Below are 24507 nucleotides of genomic sequence, written 5' to 3'. Positions count from 1 at the left end.
GACACCATGAAGAAAGTCATCGTGATCGGCGGCGGCGTCGTCGGCCTATCGATTGCACTCGAACTGACCGAGTGCGGCGTGCAGGTAATCAACGCGTTCGATCGCGCCGGCGACGTGCTGTCCGCGTCGCGCGCGGCGGGCGCCATGCTGGGCGCGTTCGGCGAAGTGACGGCCGACGACGGTCCCGCGGAAATCGAGGAACTCGATTTCCGCCTGGCCGCGCAGCGCTATTACCCGGCGTGGCTCGCCCGGCTCCAGGAACTGTCCGGCATGAAGGTCACGCAGGTGCCGGGCACCGTGATCATCGCGAACAATGAAGGCGTGCGCGACCGCGACTGCATTCGGCGCATGCACGACGAGGCGCAGCGGCGCGGCGAGCCGGCGCAGTGGATCGAGCCCGAGGACGTGCCCGGGCTGAAGCCGAGCGCGGCGCGCGCACCGGCCCTGTGCCTGTATCTCGGGAACGAGCACGCAGTCGATTCCGGCGAGCTGCTGGATGCGATGATCGCGGCGCTGGCGCGGCGCGACGCGTACACGCACCTCGACACGGACGTGACGTCGGTGAAGCCGGACGGCGACGCATGGACCGCGACGCTGCGCGACGGCAGCACGATCACGGCCGACGCGGTGATCCTCGCGAACGGCTCGCGGGCGCTGCAGTGCCTCGACCCCACGCTGGTGGAGGACGCCGGCCTGCCGCCGCTCTATTTCGGCAAGGGCGTGTCGTGCCTCGTCAGCGGCGTACCGTCGGTGGCGCACACGATCCGCACGCCGAATCGCGCGTTCGCCTGCGGCATTCACGTCGTGCCCCGTCCCGCGAGCGGCCTGCTTTACGTCGGCGCGACGAATTTCATGGGCGTCGACCACGAGAGCGAGGAGAAGGTGCAGCCGGCCGAGCTTCATGGCCTGTTCGACGAGACGATCCACCAGATCAACACGGATATCCGCACGAGCCACATCGAGCAGATCCGCGTCGGCTTCCGCCCGATCGCCGGCTTCCGGCGGCCGCTCGTCGGCAAGACCCGCGTGCCCAACCTGCTGATTGCGACCGGCACCTATCGCAACGTTGTGCTGATGGCGCCGCTCGTCGCGACGCTGATCGCGAAGGAGCTCGGCCTGCGCGACGCAGCGTACGAGGGTAATCCGTTCGCCGTCATCGACGAGGCGCGCGTCGACGGCTGGGACATGGACCGGCTGATCGAGGTGGGCACGCGCGACATCGTCGCGTTCCTGCAGGAGCCGCGCAGCCCGCTGCCGTACAACCGCGCGGGCGAGCTCGAGACGTATCTGCGCAGCCTGCTGCACGCGATCGTCGACGACGGCAACGGCGAATCGCTGCGCGCGATGATCCAGTCGCGGCTGCGCGAGGCGCCGTTCAACGAGACGTTGCACAAGCTGTTCTACGAGATCGTGGACAACGCGCGCGCAGGCGCCGGCGAGGTCGCGGCTTCATGAGCTATACGACGATCGAATACGCGTGCTCGGACGGCGTCGCGCTGGTGCGGCTCGCGCGGCCGGACCGCCTGAATGCGTGGACGCCGGAAATGGGCGCGGAGCTGGCCGACGCGTTCGCCCGCGCGGCGCTGGACCCGGAGGTCAGGGCGATCGTCCTGACCGGGGCGGGCCGCAGCTTCTGCGCCGGGATGGACTACGCCTGCCTGTCGCAAACCGACGAGAACCGGGCGCGCCGGCGCAGCACCGAGTTCCCGCCGGAGATGCCGCGGGCGTCCGAGCGCGCCGATTTCGAGGGCCTGTTCAACTACTTTCCGTCGATCGGCAAGCCGGTGATCGCCGCGATCAACGGGCCGGCCGCCGGCAGCGGGTTCGTGCTCGGCCTCGCGTGCGACGTGCGATTCGCGTCGGAGGATGCGGTGTTCGCGACCTCGTTCGCGCGCACCGGCCTGGTCGCGGAGCACGGGATCGCGTGGCTGCTGGCGCGCGCGATCGGCACGGCCAACGCGCTCGACCTGCTGCTCACCGGGCGGCGCGTCGACGCGCAGGAGGCGAAGGGGCTCGGGCTCGTCAACTTCGTCTGCCCGGCCGACGCGCTGCTCGAGCGTGCGATGCAGTACGCGCGCGACATCGCCCGCGCGTGCTCGCCGCGCTCGCTGCGCATCATCAAGCGGCAGGTCTGGGATGCGTCGATGCAGACGCTGCACGAATCGACCGGGATCGCGAATCGAGAGATGCTGGACGCGTTCGATTCGCAGGACTTCAAAGAGGCGATGAACGCGCGCGCGGAAGGCCGGCCGCCGCGCTTCGTCGGCGCCTGACGGAGGAGAGATGCGCTATTTGTCAAAGTTGGGATACCTGAGCGACGTCGAGGTGTCGCCGGCGGGGCTCGCAAGGCTGTTCGACTGGTACCTGTCGCTCGGCATACCGTACGAGACCTTGTCGAATCTTGCGTCCGGCGTGCTCATCAAGAACGCCGGGCAGATGCTGGCGGCCGTGCTCGACGGCGGCGGCGGGCATTGCGTCGAGCACAGCGTGCTGCTGGAGGCCGTGCTGCACGAAGCCGGCTTCGACGCGCGGCTGATCAACGCCGATTACCACGACGAGCGCAATGGCGTGAGGATCACGCTGTCGAAGCCGCTCGTCGTGGTCCGGCTGGATGGCGGCATGTGGGTGTGCGATCCGTACTACCGGAACGTGATGCTTCCGGTCCCGGACGCCGGCGCGCTGCGCACGGGCGAGTTCGAGGTCACGCGCGTCGACGCCGCGCGCTTCGTGCTCGCCCGCATCGACGGAGCGCGCGTGGTCGACGCCGATCATGCGAATCTCGAGTGGCCGCTGGCGATGCGCGAAGCGCAGTTTCGCACGCGCTATCGGCAATTTTCGCCGTTCGGCGTGACGGCCCCGTTCTACCAGGTGTTGCGGCCGGTGCGGCAGGCGATCTTCTATTCGCCGCGCGACGACGCGCTGCTGGCGACCAAGGGCGCCAGCTACCAGGTCTTCACGCCCGACCGGATCGACGAGCACGCGTGGGTGCCCGCGCACGTGCGGGCCGGCATCGCCGAGCGGCTCGCGGCCGCGCGCGCGGAGCGCGAGGACGCGTTGCGCTTCCTCGAGTCCGGGTTGTTCCCGCCGTTCTACGAACGCCTGCAGCGCGTCGCCTGACGCGATGGGCATGCAGTGCGCGAGATCATTTCAATGAGGAAATCATGGCGATCACGACGGAAGACGTAGTGGACGTATTTCGCCGAGTGTTTCGGCAAGAGATCGATATCAGCCTCGACATACCGATCCTCGATTCCGGGCTGAAGCTCGAATCGTTGCGGATGATGCGGGCGCTGATCGAAATACAGGATCTGCTCGGCTACGAGCTCGAGCTGGAGAACGCGTTCGAGCTGTTCAGCCTGTCGATCAACGAGTTCGTCGAGAAGCTCAATACCAACAATCCCGTCAAGACGGCCTGAGAGGAGTGCAGCCATGTATTCGATGTACGACCTTTTGCGCTTTCATGGACGCTCGCGCCCGGGTGCGGCGCTCCTGCGCCTCGAGGACCGGCAGGTCGAGTACGGCGAGATGCTCGCGCGCGTCGACACCGTGCGTGCGCAACTGCTCGACGCAGGGATCCGGCCGGGCCATCGTGTCGCGGTTTGCTGCGCCGAGTCCGACGATTACGTCGCGGCGCTGATCGCCGTCTGGTCGATCGGCGCGACCGCCGCGCCGATCGAGCCGCAGCTCGAGCACGCGATGCAGCAGACGCTGCTCGAGGTGTCGCGCGCGAACTGGCGGGTGGAGATCGCGGCCGACGGCGCGCAGGTGCCGACCGTCACCGCGCTCGAACCGCCCGACGCCGCGCCGTGGTATCCGGGCGCCGAAGCGCCCGCGCAGCTGCTGTTCACGTCGGGCAGCAGCGGCAAGCCGAAGGCGGTCATGCTGACGCAGGAGAGCCTGCTGGCGGCCAGTCTCGAATGCGCGAACAGCGTGAACCTGACCGCCGCGGACGTGCAGTTGACGACCGTGCCGTTCTGGCACGCGTATGGCCAGAATCGCGGCCTGAACGCGACGCTGTACGCCGGCGCATGCATCGCGCCGGTGTTCGACGACGACCTGTCGAAGCGGCTCGCGGCGCTGGCGCGCATCGAGCCGACGGTGCTGCTGTCGATGGCGAGCTTCTACGGCTTCCTGGCGTTCGCGAAGCGTCCGCTCGGCTCGCGGATCCGCGTCGCGGTATCGGGCGCGGCGCCGCTGCCGGAGCCGATCAAGGAGCGCTTCGAGCGGCTTTACGGCATCCCGCTGCTGCGCACGTATGGCCTGACCGAATTCCTGCTGATCAGCTGCGAGCGGCTCGGCGAGCGGCGCGCGCCGCACGGGGTGGGCTATCCGGCGCGGGGCGTCGAGGTGCGCATCGTCGGGGACGGCGACACGCCGCTCGGCGATCCCGACGCGGCGGGCCGGATCCTCGTACGCGGCTGCCCGGCGATGCAGGGCTACCTCGGCCGTCCGGACAAGCGCATCACGGACGACGGCTGGCTCGACACCGAGGACATCGGCGTGCTCAACGACGACGGGCTGCGCGTGCTGGGGCGCGCGTCGTCGTTCGTCAAGCGCTCCGGCTACAAGGTCTACCCGGTCGAGGTGCAGACGGTCCTCGCGTCGCATCCGGACGTCATCGACGTGGCCGTGGCGCCGTTCAACAGCGCGTTCGGCACGGAGGAGCTCGCCGCGCAGGTGGTCGTCAGGGACAAGACGCAGATCGACGCCGACGCGTTGCTGCAGTTCTGCCGCGAGCGGATGCCCGACTACAAGGTGCCGTCGCGCTGCACGATCGTCGACGCGGTGACCAAGCTGCCGTCCGGCAAGCCCGACCTGGTGCGGATCACGCGGGATGCGACTCATGCGTGACGACGGGCCGACCCTGACGCCGGCGCTGCGCGTGACGATGCTGCGCGCGCTCGGTCACGCCGAGCCGGATGCTTCGGTGCGCTGCGGCGATCATCTCGCGCAGCGTTTCCTCGACGACGAGACGCGCATGCTGCTGCGCATGCGCCGCGCGATGCTGAACCGCTTCGAAGCCACGGCGCCCGGCCTGTACGGCTACGTGGTGGCGCGCACGCGCTTTTTCGACGAGGTGGTCGCGCGCAGCGTCGACGCCGGCGTCCGGCAGTTCGTGCTGATCGGCGCCGGATACGACTCGCGCGCGTGGCGCTTCGACGCGCCGGCGTCGCTGACGTTCTATGAGGTCGATACGCCCGACGTCCATCGGGCGAAGGCCGAGCGGGCCGCCGCGGCGGCCCTTGCGGCGCCGGCGAACAGGATCGTGCCGATCGATCCGCAACCGGATGCGGGCAGCCTCGTCGCGCGGCTCGAGGCGGCCGGCGTCGACTGGACGGCGCCGTTCACGGTGATGGCCGAGGGCGTCCTCTATTACCTCGACCCGGCGTTCCTCGAAGGCCTGCTCTACGCGCTGCGCGCGCGTCGCGCGCCGGCGGGCGCCTGCGTGGCGTTCGACTACCTCGACGGCGCCGTGCTGGTGAATCCGGCCGGGTACTACGGCGGCGAACAGGTGAAGCTGATGGAGCGCGACGAGGGCGTGACATTCCGCTTCTGCGCGTCCCGGGATGCGATTCGCGACCGCTGCGCGGCCGCGGGACTCGTGGTCACGCACGACCACGACGCGGCGGAGATCGAGCGCCGCTTCCTGACGCGCACCGATGGCACGGAAGCGGGCCGGGCCGTGGGCGGCTTTCATCTCTGCTGCGCGCAGTTCGAATGAGCGGCGCGGACCGGCCGGCTCACGCACACGGGTGCGACTTGAGTATTCCAACGTTTGGAGCTTCGATGAGCGAACTGCAACAAGCGACCGACAGCGGCGCGCTGCTCGCCAGCGCCGACGACATCGCCGAGCGGCTGGCGCGCCTGCACGCGAGCGGGCACGCCGACACCGACCTGCCCGCCGACCTGATGGCGGCGATGGTCGAGGGCGGACTCCTGCAAGTGCTGCAACCGCGGTGCTTCGGCGGGTTCGAGGCAGCGCCGGACCTCTTCTTCGACGTGCAGCGCCGGCTCGCGCGGGCCTCGATGTCGGCGGGCTGGCTCGTCGGCGTGCTGGGCCTGCAGGCGTGGCAACTGGCGCTGTTCGAGCGCCGCGCGCAGGAGGACGTATGGCTTGCGAATCCGCGCGCCGTGATCGCGTCGTCATTCATGCCGGTCGGGCGCGTCGAGCCGACCGCCGACGGCTGGCTGCTGTCCGGTAGCTGGCGCTATGCGTCCGGCTGCCGCTTCAGCGACTGGGCGATGCTCGGCGCATGGCTCGACGACGGCGCGGGCGGCCGCGAACATTGTGCGCTGCTGGTGCCTCGTGCGGACTATGACATCCGCCGTGACTGGCAGGCGATCGGGCTGCGGGCGACCGGCAGTCACAGCATCGTGGTCGAACAGGCGCGCGTGCCGCGGCACCGGATCTTCCGTGGGTCGGACGGCTTCCGCTGCGTCTGTCCGGGGCATGCGCTGCACGCGAATCCGCTCTACCGGATCCCGTTCGGCCAGCTGTTCGGGCTGACGATCGCGCTGCCCGGCGTGGGCGCCCTGGAAGGCGCGCTCGACGCGTGCGTCGCGCGCATCGGGCGCGAGCCCGCGACGGCCGCGCCGCACGCGAAGCTGGCGATCGCGCTCGCCGCGTCGGCCGCGGCCGAATGCCGGGCGAGCGCCGCGCGCAATCTCGCGGCGCTCGTCGAAGCGGCCCGCGCGGCGACGATTCCCGACTTGCCGCGCCGCGCCGCGCTGCGCCTCGATGCGGCGCAGATCCTGGGCAAGTGCGTGACGGCCGTCGGCGAGCTGTTCCGCACGCAGGGCCTGGGCGCCGTCGACGCGAGCCAGCCGCTCGCGCGCGCATGGACCGACATCAACACGGCCAGCCTGCATACCGCCAACAGCGTGCCCCGTTTCGGCGGCGTGCTCGGCGCGGCGCTGGCCGGCCTCGACGCGCATGATCCGCTGCTGTAGCAGCGGCATGTCGCCGAACCACTATCAATCGGGTGACCAATGACGACTGACCTTGTGCGGAACGATGGCTTTCCGCTCGACGACATGCAGATGGCCTACTACGTCGGCGAGCAGCCCGGCCTGCCGCTCGCCACGACGGCTCGATTCCTGCGCGAGATGGCGTTTCCGCCGATGGACGCGCAGCGCATCGAGAACGCGTGGAATGCGTTGATCCGGCGCCACGACATGTTGCGCGCGGTCCTGGGCGCGGATGGGCAGCAGCGTGTGCTGCCGGCCGTGCCGCACTACCCGGTCGAGCGGCGGGACCTCGCGCAAGCGGACGACGCAGCGATGCGTCGCGGCCAGGAGGACTTGCGCGAGGCGATGTGGGAGACCCGCCTGCCGCTCGACGCATGGCCCCAGTTCGACGTGCGGATGCTGGTCGAGCCGACCGGCGTGCGCCTGTTCCTGCGCTTCAACCTGTGGACGCTCGATGCGATCAGCATGCAGATCCTGCTGGCCGAGCTGCTGGCGCTGTGCGACGCGCCGGACACGCCGCTGCCGCCCGTGCGCGACACGTTCCGGCGCTACATCGAGCAACGCACGGCGTCGCGGAACACGCGCGGCGCCCGCGCCCGCGACTACTGGGCCAAGCGCGCGCATGCGCTGCCGCCCGGCCCCGACCTGCCGCTCGACAAGGGGGCCGGGGAAATCGCGCGGAAGCCGACCTTCGTGCATCTTTGCGCGAGCCTGCCCGCGGCCGACTGGCAGCGCTTCAGCACGTTCGCGGAGCAGCAGCGCGTGACGCCCACGTTCGCGATCATCGCCGCGTATGCGGGCGCGCTCGCGCGCTGGAGCAGCCGCCGCCACTTCACGATCACGATCCTGCTGTCGAAGCGGCCGTTCGCCGACGGCGACATGGAACAGGTCGTCGGCAACTTCGGCACCACGCTGCTGCTCGAGATCGATCTGCGGCAGCCGACCTCGTTCGCCGATTTCGCGCGCGCGGTGCAGAAGCAGTTCTGGAAGGATGTCGCGAACATCGACGTGTCGGGCATCGAGGTGGCGCGCGAGGTCAATCGCGCGCAGGGCTCCGCGCTGCGTCTCGTGGCGCCCGTCACCTTCACGTCGATGATGGCCAGCAACAACCTGAGCGACGCGCAGCAGGCCGCGCTCAAGCGGCTGCGACACGTCGGCAGCCGGCTCGACGTGCCGCAGGTGCTGCTCGATCACCAGGTCGCCGAGGAGCCGCAAGGCGACCTGACGATGAACTGGGATTACGTCGGCGAGGCGTTCGCGCCCGGCGTGATCGACGACATGTTCGACGCCTTCGTCGGCAGCCTGCGGCAACTCGCCGAATCGGAGCGCGACTGGACGGACGCGCCGTACCGGGCACCGCTGCCGGCGCCGCAACAGCGCGCGTGGGACACGCTCAATGCGACGCAGTGCGACTTTCCGGACCTGCTGCTCGACGACCTGGTCGAGGCTGCGGTGCGCGCGCATCCGGATAACGTGGCCGTCGTGTGCGGCGGCCGGCGCATCACCTACGCGACGCTGTGGGCGGCCGCGGGCGCGCTGGCGCGCCGGCTGTCCGCCGCCGGCGTGTGCGAGGGGCGGGTGGCGGTCACGCTGCCGAAAAGCGCCGAGCAGCTTGTCGCGGTGCTGGCGATCGTGCGTGCGGGCGCCGCGTATGTGCCGATCGACCCGAGCCTGCCGACGCAGCGCCAGAACGAACTGCTCGCGCGCTCGTCAGCCGTGGCGGTCGTGACGACCCCGGCGCTGGCGGAAACGCGCGCATGGCCGGCGAATCTGCCGGTCGTCGCGGTCACCGCGCCGGAGGACGCACTCGCCGACGAAGCGGGCGGCGGCGCGCAGGCGCCCGCGCGCGCACGCAGTTCGCGGGACATCGCCTACGTCATTTTCACGTCGGGTTCCACCGGCACGCCCAAGGGCGTCGTGATCGACCACCGCGGCGCGGTCAACACGATCCTCGACATCAACCGGCGGCTCGCGGTCGGCGAGCGCGACCGGGTGCTCGCGCTGTCGTCGCTGAGCTTCGACCTGTCGGTGTACGACATCTTCGGCCTGCTGGCCACGGGCGGCGCGGTCGTCGTGCCGACTCCGGCCGAGCTCGGCAATCCGACCGAATGGGCGCGCCTCGTGAACGACACGGGCGTGACGCTGTGGAACTCGGTTCCCGCGCTGTTCCAGCTGGGCGTCGACGCGGCGCGCGACCTGGGTACGCCGATGCCGACCTTGCGCCACGTGATGATGAGCGGCGACTGGATTCCGCTGCCGTTGCCGGAGCAGGGCCGGCGCATGGCGCCGGCGGCGCGCATCCACAGCCTGGGCGGCGCGACCGAGGTGTCGATCTGGTCGGTCATTCACGAGATCGGCGAACTCGATCCGCAATGGCCGACCATTCCGTATGGCCGGCCGCTGGCCAACCAGCAGGCTTACGTGCTCGACGACCAGTTCCAGCCGTGCCCGCTCTGGAAGACGGGCGAGCTGTACCTGGCGGGCGCGGGCGTCGCGCGCGGCTATCTCGGCGACGTCGAGCGCACGCGCGAGCGGTTCCTGACCGCCGTGATCGACGGACAGGTGCTCTATCGCACCGGCGACCTCGCCCGGCTGCGCCCGGGCGGCGATCTCGAGTTTCTCGGCCGCTGCGATCACCAGATCAAGCTGCGCGGCTTCCGGATCGAGCTCGGCGAGATCGAGGCGGCGCTGACGTCGTGCGCGGGCGTGGGCGGCGCGGTCGTCAAGGCGCTGGGCGGCGCCGACGCGGACAAGCAGCTGGTGGCGTTCGCGACGGCCGAGCCTGGCGCGGGCGTCGTGCCGCAGTCGCTGCGCGCCGCGCTCCAGGACACGTTGCCTGCCTACATGATCCCGAGCGCGATCCACGTGCTGGACGCATTGCCGCTGACCGCGAACGGCAAGGTGGATCACGCGGCGCTGACCGAGCTGCACGCGCGCAGCGCGGCGCAGGCCGGGGCCCCGGCCCGGCGCGGCGCCGGCGACGCGGCGTCCGGTTCCGCGACGGCGCTTTCGCTCGCGCCTCTGTGGGAAGAGATTCTCGGCGTCGGCGCGGTCGGCGCGGACGACGGCTTCTTTGCGCTGGGCGGCACCTCGTTCCAGGCGCTGCAGCTCGTCGGGAAGGTTCGCGAGCGTTTCGGCGCGACGCTGACGCTCGACGCGTTCACGTCGACGCTGACGCTGCAGGGGCTCGCCGACCTGATCGACAGCAAGCCCGGTGCGACGGGCGCGGCACAGCCCGTGATCGTGCTGCGGCAGGCGGGCGCCGGCGAAACCGAAGCGTCGTTGTCGCTGTTCTGCATCCACGCGGTCGGCGGCGCGGCGCACGCGTACATGCCGCTCGGCGCACATCTGCCCGCGGGCGTGAGGATGTTCGGCATCCAGCGCACCGATGCGACGCCCGACGAGGCCGAGCGGTCGAGCATCGAGGCGTTGGCCGACGACTACGCGGACCGGATCCGGCGCGCCGCGCCCACGGGGCCCATGGCGCTGCTGGGCTGGTCGATGGGCGCGGCGGTCGCCGTCGAGACCGCGCGGCGCCTCGTGGCGGCGGGTCGCGACGTATGCCTGACCGCGCTGATCGATCCGTACTACCTGCCGGCCGATGCGGCCCGGCCGCCCGTACGCGACGCGGATCCGGCGCCGATGCTCGAGGCGTTCTGCCGCGACCTCGCGGGCATCGCGGGCCTGCGCTACGCGCCGCCGGAGCGCGCGCTCGCGCAGCAGGCGCGCGACGACGACGCGCGTTTCGCGGCCTACATGGCGGATCTGGTCGACCAGAAGGTGCTGCCGGCCGATCCGCCGGTCGCACACCTGCGCCGCGTCTTCGACACGTTCTCGCGCAACCTGGGCGCGCTCTATGCGTACCGCCCGACGTCCTGCGACGTCGACGTGCTGCTGCTGCGCGCGACGCACGCGCTGTCGCCCGAGGCGACCGCGCTGCGCCCGTGGACGCCGGCGGCCCGGACGGTCGACGAGCACGCGTTCGATTGCGACCATTTCGCGATCATGCGCGCGCCGCTGATCGAGCGGGTGGCGAGCCTCGTCACCGACCGGCTCGTGCTCGAGCGCGCGTGAGCGCGGCCCGGTTCAACCAATCAAATTCATAGTGGAGTCTGCGACATGTCGACCCAGCAGGACCTTAGTCACATAGAGGCAGTACTGAGTGCGCATCCGGCGATAGGCGGCGCATCCGTGTCGTGGTCCGACGACGCGGTCGGGACGCGGCAACTGATCGCGCGCGTCGCGTTCGATCCCCGGGAGGCGCACGAACCACCCGATGCGCCGACGCCGATCGACTTCAGCCTGTTTTTCTTCGGCGCGCACGCGGACGCGACGCAAGGCGCCGATTACGCGTTCTATCTCGATGCGGCCCGGTTCGCCGACCGGCACGGCTTCGATTCGGTGTGGACGCCCGAGCGGCACTTCCACGAAGTGGGCGGGTTCTATCCGAACCCGGCCACGCTGAGCGCTGCGCTGGCCGTGATCACTGAGCGCGTGAAACTGCGGGCCGGCAGCGTTGCGCTGCCGTTGCACCAGATCCTGCGCGTCGCCGAGGAATGGGCGGTCGTCGACTGCCTGTCGCACGGCCGCGCGGGGGTGTCGATTGCCACCGGATGGCACCCGCGCGACTTCGTGCTCGCGCCGGAGCGCTTCGCGACCCGCCGCGAGGATCGCGTGCAGGGCATCGAGCTGCTCAGGAAGCTGTGGGCCGGTGACGCGATCACGCTCGAGGACGGCCAGCAGACCGCCACGCCGATCCGGATCTTTCCCCGGCCGGTGCAGGCGACGTTGCCGCTGTCGGTGACGGCGACCGGCAACCCCGACACGTTCGAATACGCGGGGCGCATCGGCGCCGGCGTGCTCACGCATCTGTGGGACCAGAGCATCGGCAAGCTGAGCGAGAACATCGAGGCGTATCGCGCGGCGCTGGCCGCCGCGGGCCATGCGCCGGACGCCGGGCGCGTGACGGTGATGGTGCATACGTTCGTCTCGTACGACCTCGATCGGACGCTGGCCAAATGCAAGCCGTCGTTCGTCCAATACATGAAGAAACACATCGATCTGCTGCGACCCGCATTGCCGCCCGGCGAGGACATCGAGCAGTTCTCCGAACGGGAGCTCGACGCGATCGCGGAATTCGCGTTCAAACGCTACTCGCGGACCGCCGCGCTGATCGGCACGCCGCAGAGTTGCGCGACGATCGTCGATCAGCTGCGCGCGGCGGGCGTCGACGAAATCGCGTGCCTGGTCGACTGGCTTGCGCCCGAGGATTCGCGCGGCGGTCTCGAACCGCTGAGCGTCCTGAAGGACCTCGCGCGCTCGCGCGCGAGCCGGATCGAAGCGCTCCGGGACTACTGCCGCGAGCATCTGCCGGACGCGTTGCAGCCCGACGTGATCGTGGAGGCGCACGCATGAGCTCGATCAATTCCCTGCATCCGCCGCTGGGCGACACGGTCGAGCCGCGTCGTTGGACGATGCTCGCGATCCTGTTGTGCGGCATCTTCCTCGCGCCGCTTGATTTCTTCATCGTCAATGTCGCGCTGCCGGCGATTCAGCACGAATTGCATGCGACATCCGCCCAATTGCAGTTGATCATCTCGACGTTCGCCGCGTCGTATGCGGTGTTCCTGATCATCGGCGGACGGCTCGGCGACCTGTACGGCCGCTCGCGCGTCTTCACGATCGGGCTCCTGGGTTTCGTCGCGTCGTCGATCATGTGCGGGCTCGCGCCGACGATTACCTTCCTGATCGTGGGACGGGCGTTGCAGGGGCTGTCGGCGGCGGTGATGGTGCCGCAGGGGCTGGCGACGGTCAACGTGATCTTCCCCGCGCAGGAAAAGCCGCGCGCATTCTCGGTCTACGCGGCGACCTACGGTTTCGCGTCGGCCGCCGCGCAGATCATCGGCGGCTTGCTCATCTCGCTCGACATCCTGCACCTGGGGTGGCGGGCCATCTTCCTGCTGAACGTGCCGGTCGGCATCGCCGTCGTCTGCATCGCGACGCCGGTCCTGCCCAAGCTTGCCGGGCTGACGGGGCGCAAGCTCGACGTGAAAGGCGTGATCCTGCTGGCGCTGGCGCTCGCCTCGCTGATCGTGGCGCTGATCGAAGGCCGCGAGGCCGGTTGGCCGTGGTGGTCGTTCGGGTTGCTCGTGGTCGCCTTTCCGCTCCTGCTGCTGGGCTTCTGGAAGCACGAGCAACGGGTCGCGCGCGGCGGCTGGCCGCTGGTCGACCCGGAGGCCTTGCGGATTCCGTCGGTCAGGCTGGGATTGGGCGCGGCCCTGTTCTTCTACTCGATCGCGGTCATGTTCCTGTTGCTGGCCATCTACCTGCAGGACGGGCTTGGCGAGGACCCGTTCACCGCCGGCCTTCGCTTCGCGCCGTTCGGCATCGGCTTCTTCCTCGGGCCGCTTTGCGCGCCGCGCGCCACGCGGATCACGGGCGCCTGGACAGTCGTGCTGGCCCTGCTCGTCGAAGTCGCGGCGCTGCTCGCGGCGGCATGGGAGGTGTGGTCGGCCCTGCCCGGGTCGACCGCCGCGCTGGTGCCGCTGCTGTTCCTGATCGGCTTCGGCCAGGGGTTGGCGATGCCGATGCTGCTGCGCGTGATCCTCGCGGAAGCGCCCGCGCATTTGTCGGGCCTGATGTCGGGCATGATCAATTCGACGTTTCAGATCAGCGCGGCGCTCGGCGTGGCCGTGATCGGCAGCGTGTACTACGCGTGGCTCGGCGCGGGCACCGGGCCGGGCGCAATCGGCCCGGCTTTCGCCGTGGCGCTCGTTTGTGTTGCCGCATGCCTCGGCGTGTCGGCACTGTTGCTGGCCATGATGATTCGCACGAAAAAAGCAGCGGCATAGCGGGCGACCGAGCCCGGAATACATGCCGGGCTCGGTCGCCGCACAGTTTCTCGGAATATAGAGTTGAACATGGCGTTTTCACATCGGCACATAGAGATCTTCAGGCTGCTCATGCAAACCGGCAGCGCGACGCAGACCGCGAAGATACTGACGACCTCGCAGTCGACGGTCAGCCGGGAGCTCGCGATATTCGAGCGGTCGCTGGGATTCAAGCTGTTCGAGCGAACCGGTGGAAAGCTCGTGCCGACGCGCAAGTCGGCCGTCATCTACGCCGAGGTCGAGCGTTCGTACCAGGGGCTCGACCGCTTGCTCGAAACCGTCAATCAGTTGCGCGAATCGCCCGCCGGCGTCCTGAAGATCACGGCGGTCCAGTCGTTCTCGCAATCGCTGCTCGCGTCCATCTACCGGCGCTTCCGGCAACGGCACAACACCGCATCGATCCTGGTCGACGAGCGGCATATCGATCTGATCGACGACTGGCAATCGGTCGAGTCCGCCGATGTCGTGTTCGTCACCGACGTCAGGCCGCCGCTGTCTTCGCGTTTCGAGCAGGTCCTGAGGTCGGAGGCGGTATGCGTCGCGCCGGACGGCCACCCGATTCTTGCGCAGGCACGCGTGTCGTTGCGCGAGCTCGCGCGCTGGCCACTCGTCCAGGCCGACCAGCGCTCGCACGGCATGGATCTGCTGCGCTCCGCGTTTCGCCGCGACGGCCTTGCGTGGAAGCCGACGGCGCAGGCGGCATCGGTGAACACGCTGCTGTCCTTCGTCCGGCACGGGATCGGCATCACCGTGATCGATCCGCTGTCGGCATCCGCCGCGGGCCCCGGCCTCTCGCTGCGGCCGGTCGACGCGTCGCTGCCGTTCGACCTCGCGCTCAGACGTTCGGCGTCGCGTTATGCATCGGTGCTGGTCGACGACTTTGTCGACTATGTCTATGAAACCGTCGAAATCGTCGCCCGCGACCTCGGCGCCCGGGGCGTCGACATGCGCGTCTATAACCCTTGCATGTAGGCTGGAAATGATCACGACTCCACTCGTCGATGAAGTGTCGCGCTTTTGTGACGAAGTCGTGCGGCCGCGTGCCGGCGAATTCGACGCGGCCGGTGCGATTCCCGCGTCCGTGATCGGGCAGATGGCCGAGCTGGGCGTGCTCGGCGCAACCCTGCCGACCGAGTACGGCGGCGCCGGCCTCGATCCGCTTGCCCACGGCGAGCTCACGGAGACGCTGTCGCGCGCCTGCTCGTCGTTGCGAACGCTGTCGACCGTCCACCTGTCGCTCGTCGCGCAATCCGTCCTGCGCTGGGGCAATGCGCGACAGAAACGCGACGTGCTGCCGGACATGGCGGCAGGCAGGCGCATCGGCGCGTTCGCATTGAGCGAGGCGGACGCCGGTTCCGGCACGGAGTGGATGAGCTGCTCGTACCGGAAGGTCGCCGATCGCTACGTGCTCAACGGGGCGAAGAAGTGGATCTCGTTCGCCGGGCTGGCCGACCTGTTCCTGGTCTTCGCGCGCGACGCCGACGGCGCCGGCACGACCGCGTTCCTGCTCGAGCGCGAACGGCACGAGGTGCGGACGACGCCGATCGACCACCTGATTTCGACGCGCGCGTCGCATCTCGCCGAAGTGGTGCTGGAAGATGTCGTCGCGAGCAGCGCCGATATCGTCGGCGTCGAGCATGGCGCCGGTCGATTCGTCGCGCCCTATGCGCTGGACCACGGGCGCTTCAGTATCGCGTGGGCCGGCGTCGGCCTCGCGCGCGAAGCGCTTGCGACGATGGTCGACTATGCGCGCGAGCGCCGGCAGTTCGGCGAAGCGCTGACGGCATTCCAGCTGATCCAGGCGTTGATTGCCGAGGCGTCCTGCAAGGCGCATGCGGCGCGTGCCCTGTGCGTCGAGGCGTCCGGTCTGCGCGCGCGGCGCGCGCAGAATGCGACCGCGATGACGACGATGGCGAAGCATTTCGCCGCCACGACCGCGGTATCCGTGTGCAACGACGCGATTCAGGTTCACGGCGCGAACGGCCTGTCGACGCGCTATGCACCCGAGCGTCTGTGGCGTGACGCGCGCTCGCTCGAAATCATCGAGGGGACGTCGCAAATCCAGCAGACCCTGATCGCGCGATACGTGGTCAGCAGTCCGGACCAGCTGTTTCCGGCGCGATCGCCGGCACGCCAGGATGCGCCTTGACGGCGGCGTATGAGGCCGTGTCGTCGAGCGGGCCGAGCGTCAGGCCGTCGAAGCGCGTCGAGACGGCCGCGCAGTCGATCTGGCGAAACAGGAAGATGAACGGGCCGTCGGCCGCCAGCGCTTCGTCGATCCGGCGATATGCCGCGATGCGTTCCTGCTCGTCGCTTTGCCGCGCCGCGTCGAGCACCGCCCGGTTGAGGCCGGCGTCGACCCAGCGGCAGCGCCACGCGGCAGTCCGATAGGCGGAGTCGTCGCCGTTGTCGGGATTGAGCGCGAAGAACATCGCGGCGGCATGCGGGTCGTCGAAATCGGGCGCCCAGCGGATCAGGATCGCGTCATGGCGGCGCTGCTGGTACAGCCGGCTTTCCGCCGACTGGCTGGCGATCGTGAGGCGCACGGTGATGCGGGCTTGCGCGAAGGTGCGCATCAGCGATTCGCCGATGCGGATGTAATCCGGCGCATCGATGATGTTCAGGAACACCACGAAACCCTCCGGATAGCCGGCCTCGGCCAGCATGTGCTTCGCATCCTCCACGTCCAGACGGAATCGGTCGGCGGGGAACCGCGACGGATGATCGTCGGCCCACATCGCGTGATTGCGCTCGAAGCGGCCGGCGAGTATCTCCTGCTCGATGCCGTGATGGTCGATCAGCCGCCGCAGTGCGGCCCGCACGAGCGGATGCGTGTACGGCTCGACCTGCTGGTTCAGCGCCAGGTAGAACAGCGTGCGTTTTTGCGAGCGCACGAGCGTGCAGGCTTCGTCGTGTTCGAGCGTCGCCAGTTGCGAAGTCGTCAGATCGCGCGCGACGTCGATCTCGCCACTCGACAGGTGTTCCAGCTGCGTTTGCGGGTCGGGCAGGTGCCGGTAGCGCACGCCGCGGATGCCGGCGGGCCGATGCCAGTAGCCGTCGTGGCGCGCCAGCTCGACCTCGTCGCCGGGACGACAGTGGATCAGCGCGAACGGGCCGCTGCCCGCCGAGTGCGATGCGAGCCAGCCGCTTCCCCAGTCGCCGTCGCGCGCATGCGACGCGATCTCGACGCGATCCACGATCGAAGCGCCGCGCGAGGACAGGCAGCCGCGGGCCAGGTCGAACGAAACGGGCGCGGGGAAGCGCAGCACGACCGTCAGCGGCCCGGTGGCGGTCACCATCTCGCCGACGTTGTCGGGGTGCCAGCCGAGCGTCCGGAACGGCACGCCCGGCTCGCGACCGAGCATGACCGCGCGCGTCAGGGAATGGACGACGTCGTCGGCGCCGAGCGGGCGGCCCGACTGGAAGCGCACGCCGGCGCGCAGCGTCACGGTCAGGCTGCGCAGGTCGTCGGACGCGCGCCAGTGCTCCGCGACGCCGATCCGCTCGGCGCTGCCTTCCCGCGGCGGCGAAAAGAGCCGGTCATACAGGTTATGGATGATTTCGCCGGCCGTGAATTCGGCTGCGACCGCGGGATCGAGGCTATAGATGTCGTCGATCCGCTTGCCGACGACGAGCACGGGATCGGGGGCGGACAGGTGCCGGGTATTCATCGAAAAAAAGCTCCTGGGGATGGCGAGGCGCCGCGCGGCGGGACCGGACGGGTCAGCGCGTGCCGTGGGGTTCGGGCGAGGGGCGCGGCGCGGCGATCGATCCGCGCCGCACGCGTCGACGCGCGACCGACAGCGCCGCGAACGCGAGCAGGCAGCCGATCGCCAGCATCAGCCAGTAATTGACGGGCATCCGTTCCGCGGCGCGGACATACGCCGGGCCCAGCACGAGATTGCCGGCGGCGACGCCGAGTGCCGAGGCGAACGCGGAAGCCGCGAGGATCCGGCCGAGCGCCGCACCGGCGTGTTGCGCGGCCATCTGCAGTTCGATCGCGAGCATGAAGTACACCTCGGCGATGCTGAACGCGAGCACGCCGGTGACGTAGCATGCGAGCCGCCACGCTGGAGGCGCGGCGATCGCTCCGAAGAAACAGCCGAACGACAGGGCCAGGACGATGAAACCACCCGGCAGCGACTGCTCGTGGCGGCGCGAGAAGCGGGCGACCGAGAAACTGAGCAGCACGACGACGACCGAGTTGATCGTGAACAGCATGCCGACCCAGAACAGGCCGAAGTGGGCTTTTGCGAACAGCGGCAGCGTGAGTTCGAAGTTCGTGTAAAAGAAGAAGAACAGCGCCTGCGTGACGTAAAGAAACACCAGTTCGCGGGAGAACAGGTCGATGTCGTTCCGCGCGGGGGCGCCCGGGGCCGCTGCGGCGGCCGCAGGGCTTTTCGGCAGCAGGAGCGAATAGACGAGGATCGACGCGAACAGGCCGGCATTCAGCAGGCAGGCCGTGCGGAACGAGTGGGCGATCAGCGGATAGCCGAGCAGCGGACCGATCGCGATGCCGACGTTCAACGCGATGTTGCGCATCGCGAAGCTGCGAACGTTGTCCGCGCGCGCGAGCAGCAGCGTCTTGCCGCCGATCTGGAACAGCGCGCTGCCGGAGCCGCTCGTCAGCGCGGCGGCGAGCAGCATCGAAAACGTCTCCGCATAGGCGAGCATCACGAGCGAGACGACGCGCAGCGCGATGCCGAGCGCGATCACCGTGCGCGCGCCGGCCCGGTCAACGAGGAAGCCGCCGCCGATCCCGATGCCGCGCTCGCAGACGGCGATGCAGGTCAGCAGCACGGCGACCCGGGACAGCGGCAGGCCGAGATGCTGGGTCGCATGGATCGAGTAATACGGGAGAATCAGGTAGGAACCGACGGCCGCCACGAACATCGAGACGATCAGGATGCAACGTTCGTCGTGCCGGGCGGCGTGCAGGCCGAGTGTCAGGAGGCGTGAGCGCGTCATGTCAGAGGATGACGACGCCGGAAAGCTGGTTCGGCACCGGCGTGCGCGTCCGGGCGTCGGGTTGCGCCCTGACGTTGCGACGATAGCTGTTGTAGCGGAGTGCTCCGCCCGGCGCCCCGGACGCGGTCGCGCACATGGTGCATTCGGCGTGTTGTCCGGCGACGTGGAACCCGGCATCGGCGAGCAGATGGCCGGCGATCGCCGGCAGGTCGAGATGCGCGCGGCCGGGCGGCGCGATGAGTCCGGGCGGCAGGCCGCTCGTCTTCGCGAACTGTTCGATGAACGCATCGCCGACTTCGTAGCAGCACGGGCCTGCGGACGGGCCGACGAGCGCGCTCCAGTCCGCGACGTCATCGTCATTGCCGATGCGTTCCGCCAGCGTCGCGACAATGCCGTCGAGCAGGCCGCGCCATCCGGCATGCAGCACGGCAACGCGCTTGCCGTCGCGTCGCGCGAACAGGATCGGCACGCAATCGGCCGTCATGACCGACAGCACGACACGCGGCAGGCGCGTGATCATGCCGTCGGCTTCGCCGCACGGCTGCGCCGGATCGGTCACCTCGACGATCCGGGTGCCGTGGGTCTGAAGCACGATCGGCCAGTCGGCGTTCAGCGCGTGCAGCGACGGCGGGACGAGGTCCCGGCTCGTGCCGAATCCATAGCGGATGCGTGGAATCTGATCAAAGTGCATGTTGCGCGATTTCGACCGCCCAAGGTGGCGGAAATATTAGCAGAAGCGGTTGGACAGGGCGGCGACGGTCGGATAGCGAAAGATGTCGACGACGGTGACGCGCCGGTTCAGGGTCGCCGACATCTTCGACGCGAGCTGCATCGCGAGCAGCGAATTGCCGCCGAGTTCGAAGAAGCTGCGGTTGACCGGGATGGAGGCCAGGCCGAGCACGTTGGACCAGATCTCGGACACGCGCCGGTGCGGCGCGGCGCCGATCTCGGCGGGCGCATCGGCGGGCGCGTCGGCGGCCGTGGCCGACGGTGTGACGACCGTCGAGCGAAGCCGCTTCCGGTCGAGCTTCCCGCCCGGCGTCAGCGGCAATTCAGGCGTGTCGATCAGGCACTCCGGGACCATCGAGATCGGGAGCCGCGACACGCAGAACGCGTGCAGGCCTGCCGGCGCCGACGGGCCGACCCACGCGACGAGGCGCGGCACGCCGGCCGGGTCGGCGCAGACGTCGACCGCGACTGTCGCGACACCGTCGAACGAGCCGATCACGGTTTCGATCTCCGCCGGATCGATGCGCACGCCGCGCAGCTTGATCTGGTTATCCGCCCGTCCGAGGTAGTCGAGACTGTCGTCGGCGCCGAAGCGGGCGAGATCGCCGGTGCGATAGAGCGTGGTCGCGCCCGGCGCGTGCGGAAACGGATTCGCGACGAAACTCGCCGCGCTTTGCTCGGGGGCATTGCGGTAGCCGAGGCCGACGCAGACGCCCGCAAGATGGAGATGGCCGGCCACGCCGCGCGGCAGCAGCCGCCGGTCGTCGTCCAGGATCAGGGCCCGGCAGTTCGGAATCGGCTTGCCGATAGGCTGGCGCTCGAGCGACGGATCGACGACGTTGTATACGCAACCGATCGACGCCTCGGTCGGTCCGTACAGGTTCACGACGCACACGCGAGGTGCGATCGCGCGGAAGCGCCGGACCGAATCGATCCGCAGCGCCTCGCCGCCGAGGATCAGGAATTTCAGGCGATCGAGGCGGGGCGTCGGTGGGCCGCTCCGCTCGAGTTGATCGACCATGCGATCGAACAGCGAGGGTACGAAATCGGCCATCGTGATGCCGTGCCGGTCGATCAGCGCGAGCATGTCGTCCGCGTCGACGAGCGGGCCGTCGGCCGGGACGACGACTTTCCCGCCAAGGGTCAGCGGCCACAGATACTGCCAGACGGCGCTGTCGAAGATGTGCGGCGTGGTGGCGAGCGTGGTCGGCGGCGCGTCCGCGGAAAATACCTCGGTCATCCAGGCGAACCGGTTGTCGATGCCGCGATGCGCGATGACCGGCAGCTTCGGCTCGCCTGTCGATCCCGACGTGAAGATGCCGTAGATCGGCGCTTCCGGATCGTACTGGGGCAGCGGCAGATCCGGGCCGGAAGGCGCGTCGGCATCGGTGGCGGTCAACGCGATCGGCGCGCGCGGGCCCAGTGTGCCGAGGTGCGGCGAATCCGGATCGACGACGGCGATATCCGCGTCGCACCGGCCGAGCGCGCCGGCGATGCGGGCGGGCGGCCAGTTCGCATCGATCGGGACGAACGCATGCCCGCTTTTCAGGATCGCGAGCAGCAGGATCGGCAGCGTCTCGCGACGTTCGGTGATCAGCGGAACCAGCCGGCCACGGCCGGACTGCCGGTGACGGATACGTGCGGCGACGGCCGTCGAAGCCTGGTCCACCTGCCGGTAGCAATACGTCATGCCGCTCGCGATGATCGCGATCGCATCCGGCGTCTTGCGGGCCTGCTCGACGAACGCCTCGACGATCGGCCGCTGCTTCGGCCAAGTGGCCGTCGTGGCCCCGATGCCGGCGGCAAGCGCCTCCGTTTCGGCGGGCGACAGCATCTCGAGCCCCCGCACCGTTGCATCGGGGTGCTGCAGCAGGCCGCGCAGCAGGTTCGACAGATGGCCGGCCATGCGTCGAACCAGATCCGCGTCGAACAGGCCGGCGTCGTGATCGAAATGGCAGACGACGCCGTCGTCCGTTTCGTCGACGGTCAGGCATAGATCGGACATCAGCGTGGCGGGCGGGATCGCGAGGTCCGTGCTGTGAATCCCCTCGGCCTCGAACCGCGGCGGCCCGAAGCGCTGCACGACCAGCATCGCCTCGGCGAGCGGTTTCGACAGGCGGCCGTTCAGGCCCAGCGCGGAGATGACGTCGGCGAACGGCACGCGCTGACGATCGAGCGCGTCGAAGGTCACGTCTGCCGCGTGACCGAGGAGCGCGGCCGCGGGTTGCGACTCGTCGATGTGCTGCCGCATGACGACCGTGTTGACGAACACCCCTGCCGCTTCTTCGAAGTCGCTCGCAGGGCGGTTCGCGACCGGCACCGCGATACAGACGTCGGTGCGCCGGCAGTAACGGGACAACAGCAGGCCGAACCCGGCGAGAAACACGGCGTGGATCGTCGACCCTTGTGCCCGGCAATGCGCGCGCAACGCATCGCGAAGGTCCGCGTCGATCGCGAACGTATGGCGCCTGGCATGGCCGTCCGGCTTGCCGCCCGCCGACATCGCGCCGCACAGGTCGAGCGGCTCGGCGTGACGCAGCTGGTGCGTCCACCATTCGAGCGCCTGCCGGCATGCGTCCGTGCGTCGCCATGCGTGCTGGTCGGCGACGAAGGCCGAATACCGCGGCGCGCGCGCGCGGGCCGCGGCGGGCGCGTTGCCGTCGGCGCACGCGTACTCGGACGCCAGCTCGCGCATCACGATACGCAGCGAGAGACCGTCGACCGACAGGTGATTCGCGACAATCAGCAGGAGCGAGCGCCGGGCGTCGATCCCGACGAGGCGCAGCGCCAACGGCGCACGGCGTCCGGCCGACAGCCTGCGCAGCGCGTCGAGGTGCGCGGCGACGCGTGCGGCGTCGGGCATCGCGCCGTCATCGCGCGACGGCTCCGTCGCGTGGTCGAAATAGGGCGTCGCGGGCTCGCGCCGCAACGTACCATCCGACGCGAGCGCAACAGTCGTGCGCAGCGCGTCGTGCCGTTCGCTTACTGCGGCCAGCGCCCGTTCCAGGCGGGCGGCGTCGACCGGCCCCGTCAGCGCGAGCGCGTGGGCGATTTCGAGAACCGGGGCGCTGCCTGCGATCGACTCGGAGATGAACAGTTGCGCCTGTTCGGCGGACGGCGTCGTCTCGAATGTGTCGTGGCCGTCGCCGTCTCTCCCGGCTTCGGCCGGCGCAAGCGTCACCGGTTGCGCCGCGACGAAGCGGGCCAGGCTGTTGAACGTCCGATGCGCAAAGACCTCGCGCAGCGATATCGGGATGCCCAGGCTCGACGTGATCGCGGCGGCCAGTCTCGCGGCCGCCAGCGAGTCGCCGCCGAGCGCGACGAAGTCGTCGCCGCCGCCCGCCGCGGCGCCGAACACGCCGCGCCAGATGTCGAGGAGCCGCGACGTGACCGGCGTGTCGTCGACCGGAACCTCCGCGTCGTCGGGCGCGTCGGCCAGTTGCTCCCTGATCAGGACGGTGGTCGCGCGGCGATCGACCTTGCCGCTGCGGGTGAGCACGACGTCGTCGAGCACCACGATGCGCGCCGGCACCATGAACGCCGGCAGCCGCAACGCGAGTTCCGCGATCGTCGCGCGTTCGTCGAATCCGGACGCCTGCGCCGGCGGCACGATCGCCGCGACGAGCTGCGGCCCGAACGCCAGCTCGACGACGGCGGCGACGGCGTGACGCGCGCGCGTCACGCCGGTAAGGGCGGCTTCGATGTCGCTCGGCTCGATGCGATGCCCGCGCAGCTTGATCTGGTCGTCGACGCGCCCGAGGTGTACGAGCTCACCGCTCGCGACGCGCATCGCGCGGTCGCCGGTCCGGTAGGCGCGCGCGCCGCCGCCGCGCGGATCCTCGACGAAGCGGCTCAGCGTCTCCTCCGGCGCGTTCCAGTAGCGCAACGCGACGCGCGGGCTGACGACGACGAGTTCACCGCGATCGCCGATCGTTCCGTCGTCGCCGACGAGCACGACGTCGATGCCGTCGACCGGGCGCCCGATCGGCAGCGTGCCCGCTTCCAACGGTGCGTCGGGTGCGAATACCGCCTGCGTGATCATCGTGCATTCCGTCGGCCCGTAGCCGTTGAAGACCTCGACCCCGTCGCCGAAGGCGCGGCGCGAGCGCTCGACGTCGCGCCAGTCGGCAAGCTCGCCGCCCAGCACGACGCGCGTGACGGAGGCGATGCGCGCCCGGGCATCGTGCGCGGCCGTCAGCGCGCGCAGCACCGTCGGCGTCGCATGAACCACGGTGATGCGTTGCTCCGCCAGCCATTGCGGGAGCGCCGCCACGCCGGCGTCCCGCAACGAATACACATGCAGGCAAGCGCCCGCGCACAGGCTGCCGAACACGTCCATCAGCGCGGCGTCGGTGTCGAGCGGCGCGAGCAGCGCGATTCGGTCGTCGCCGGCGAGACGGACCCGCCGCACGTATTCCGCGATGTGTCGCGCGAGATTGTCGTGACTCTGCAGCACGGCCTTCGGCCGGCCGGTCGATCCCGATGTATAGAGCAGGTACGCGTGCTGGCCCGGGGCAACGTCGGCCGTCGCAGTGCATTGCGACGCACGCGGATAGATCCGCACGTAGCGCCGGCTCGGCGCGTCGTCGTAGGCGTGCTCGATCATGCCATCGACGAGCACCAGCGACGGCGCCGCATCGTCGAGGATCTGCGCACGCCGTGCCGCAGGCATGCGCGGATCGACGTAAACCCAGGCCGCGCGCGCCATCGCGACCCCGAGCATCGCCGGAATCGCGAGCGCGGGATCGGCGATCTCGACGGCGACGACGTCGCCCGCCCGCACCGACATGCACTGGAGCAGCGTCAGCACGTGCTGCGCGAGCATCGCGATTTCGCCATAGTCGATCGTGCGCGTCCCGCAGCTGATCGCGATCGCGCGAGGGGTGCGGCGGGCGTGCGCGAGCGTGGTCGCGACGACGGACGGAACGGGGCGGAAGGAGTCGCTCATGAT

16 protein-coding genes are annotated in these 24507 nt (G+C 69.7%); 12 read left to right on the top strand and 4 right to left on the bottom strand.

The window, feature by feature from the left end; translation table 11 throughout:
* Window positions 1–6 precede the first annotated feature (6 nt).
* The 12 genes from B7P44_RS32875 (at window position 7) to B7P44_RS32820 (ending at window position 16008) form a co-directional block, all read left to right on the top strand.
* Window positions 7–1455, top strand: a complete 1449-nt coding sequence (locus B7P44_RS32875; RefSeq protein ID WP_084910222.1) for an FAD-dependent oxidoreductase — start codon at window positions 7–9, stop codon at window positions 1453–1455.
* The gene (locus B7P44_RS32870; protein WP_084910221.1) at window positions 1452–2273 is read left to right on the top strand and encodes an enoyl-CoA hydratase-related protein; all 822 of its coding nucleotides are present in this window, start codon (window positions 1452–1454) and stop codon (window positions 2271–2273) included. Before B7P44_RS32875 ends, B7P44_RS32870 begins: the two co-directional genes overlap by 4 nt.
* Window positions 2274–2292: 19 nt before the next feature.
* On the top strand, window positions 2293–3117 hold the full coding sequence (locus B7P44_RS32865) for an arylamine N-acetyltransferase (RefSeq protein WP_162296941.1): 825 nt from the start codon (window positions 2293–2295) through the stop codon (window positions 3115–3117).
* 44 nt (window positions 3118–3161) lie between these two features.
* Window positions 3162–3416 carry a hypothetical protein gene (locus tag B7P44_RS32860; protein ID WP_084910219.1) on the top strand — a complete coding sequence of 85 codons (255 nt, stop codon included), beginning with the start codon at window positions 3162–3164 and terminating at the stop codon, window positions 3414–3416.
* A 13-nt stretch (window positions 3417–3429) separates the two neighbouring features.
* Entirely contained in the window at window positions 3430–4851 is a 1422-nt protein-coding gene (locus tag B7P44_RS32855) for a class I adenylate-forming enzyme family protein (protein ID WP_084910218.1), read from the top strand.
* The gene (locus tag B7P44_RS32850) at window positions 4835–5722 is read left to right on the top strand and encodes a class I SAM-dependent methyltransferase (protein WP_084910217.1); all 888 of its coding nucleotides are present in this window, start codon (window positions 4835–4837) and stop codon (window positions 5720–5722) included. The genes B7P44_RS32855 and B7P44_RS32850 overlap by 17 nt, the downstream gene beginning before the upstream one ends.
* A gap of 65 nt (window positions 5723–5787) precedes the next feature.
* Window positions 5788–6951 (top strand): acyl-CoA dehydrogenase family protein, encoded by a 1164-nt coding sequence (locus B7P44_RS32845; protein WP_157721130.1) that lies wholly within the window; start codon window positions 5788–5790, stop codon window positions 6949–6951.
* Between the two features lie 39 nt (window positions 6952–6990).
* Window positions 6991–11043, top strand: a complete 4053-nt coding sequence (locus tag B7P44_RS32840) for a non-ribosomal peptide synthetase (RefSeq protein WP_084910215.1) — start codon at window positions 6991–6993, stop codon at window positions 11041–11043.
* Window positions 11044–11160: 117 nt separating this feature from the next.
* Window positions 11161–12384 (top strand): MupA/Atu3671 family FMN-dependent luciferase-like monooxygenase, encoded by a 1224-nt coding sequence (locus B7P44_RS32835; RefSeq protein ID WP_157721129.1) that lies wholly within the window; start codon window positions 11161–11163, stop codon window positions 12382–12384.
* A complete protein-coding gene (locus B7P44_RS32830; protein WP_084910213.1) occupies window positions 12381–13820 on the top strand; it encodes an MFS transporter in 1440 nt (479 codons plus the stop codon). Before B7P44_RS32835 ends, B7P44_RS32830 begins: the two co-directional genes overlap by 4 nt.
* Before the next feature lie 111 nt (window positions 13821–13931).
* Window positions 13932–14831, top strand: a complete 900-nt coding sequence (locus B7P44_RS32825; protein WP_162296942.1) for a LysR substrate-binding domain-containing protein — start codon at window positions 13932–13934, stop codon at window positions 14829–14831.
* Window positions 14755–16008 carry an acyl-CoA dehydrogenase family protein gene (locus tag B7P44_RS32820; protein ID WP_205128735.1) on the top strand — a complete coding sequence of 418 codons (1254 nt, stop codon included), beginning with the start codon at window positions 14755–14757 and terminating at the stop codon, window positions 16006–16008. The genes B7P44_RS32825 and B7P44_RS32820 overlap by 77 nt, the downstream gene beginning before the upstream one ends.
* Here the strand turns inward: B7P44_RS32820 and B7P44_RS32815 are convergent.
* From B7P44_RS32815 to B7P44_RS32800, 4 genes are read right to left on the bottom strand one after another with little or no spacing between them, the layout of a single operon-like run.
* Entirely contained in the window at window positions 15950–17530 is a 1581-nt protein-coding gene (locus B7P44_RS32815) for an ABC transporter substrate-binding protein (protein WP_084910210.1), read from the bottom strand. The genes B7P44_RS32820 and B7P44_RS32815 overlap by 59 nt on opposite strands.
* Before the next feature lie 52 nt (window positions 17531–17582).
* Window positions 17583–18827 (bottom strand): MFS transporter, encoded by a 1245-nt coding sequence (locus tag B7P44_RS32810; RefSeq protein ID WP_084910209.1) that lies wholly within the window; start codon window positions 18825–18827, stop codon window positions 17583–17585.
* A 1-nt stretch (window position 18828) separates the two neighbouring features.
* Entirely contained in the window at window positions 18829–19518 is a 690-nt protein-coding gene (locus B7P44_RS32805; protein ID WP_084910208.1) for a purine nucleoside phosphorylase YfiH/LACC1 family protein, read from the bottom strand.
* A gap of 36 nt (window positions 19519–19554) precedes the next feature.
* The gene (locus B7P44_RS32800) at window positions 19555–24504 is read right to left on the bottom strand and encodes a non-ribosomal peptide synthetase (protein ID WP_162296943.1); all 4950 of its coding nucleotides are present in this window, start codon (window positions 24502–24504) and stop codon (window positions 19555–19557) included.
* Between the last annotated feature and the right edge of the window lie 3 nt (window positions 24505–24507).

The organism is Burkholderia ubonensis subsp. mesacidophila (genome assembly GCF_002097715.1).
GTDB classification, from domain to species: Bacteria; Pseudomonadota; Gammaproteobacteria; order Burkholderiales; family Burkholderiaceae; genus Burkholderia; species Burkholderia mesacidophila.
The sequence above is the reverse complement of the archived record's forward strand: the minus strand, read 5'-3'. Positions and strand labels throughout refer to the sequence as shown.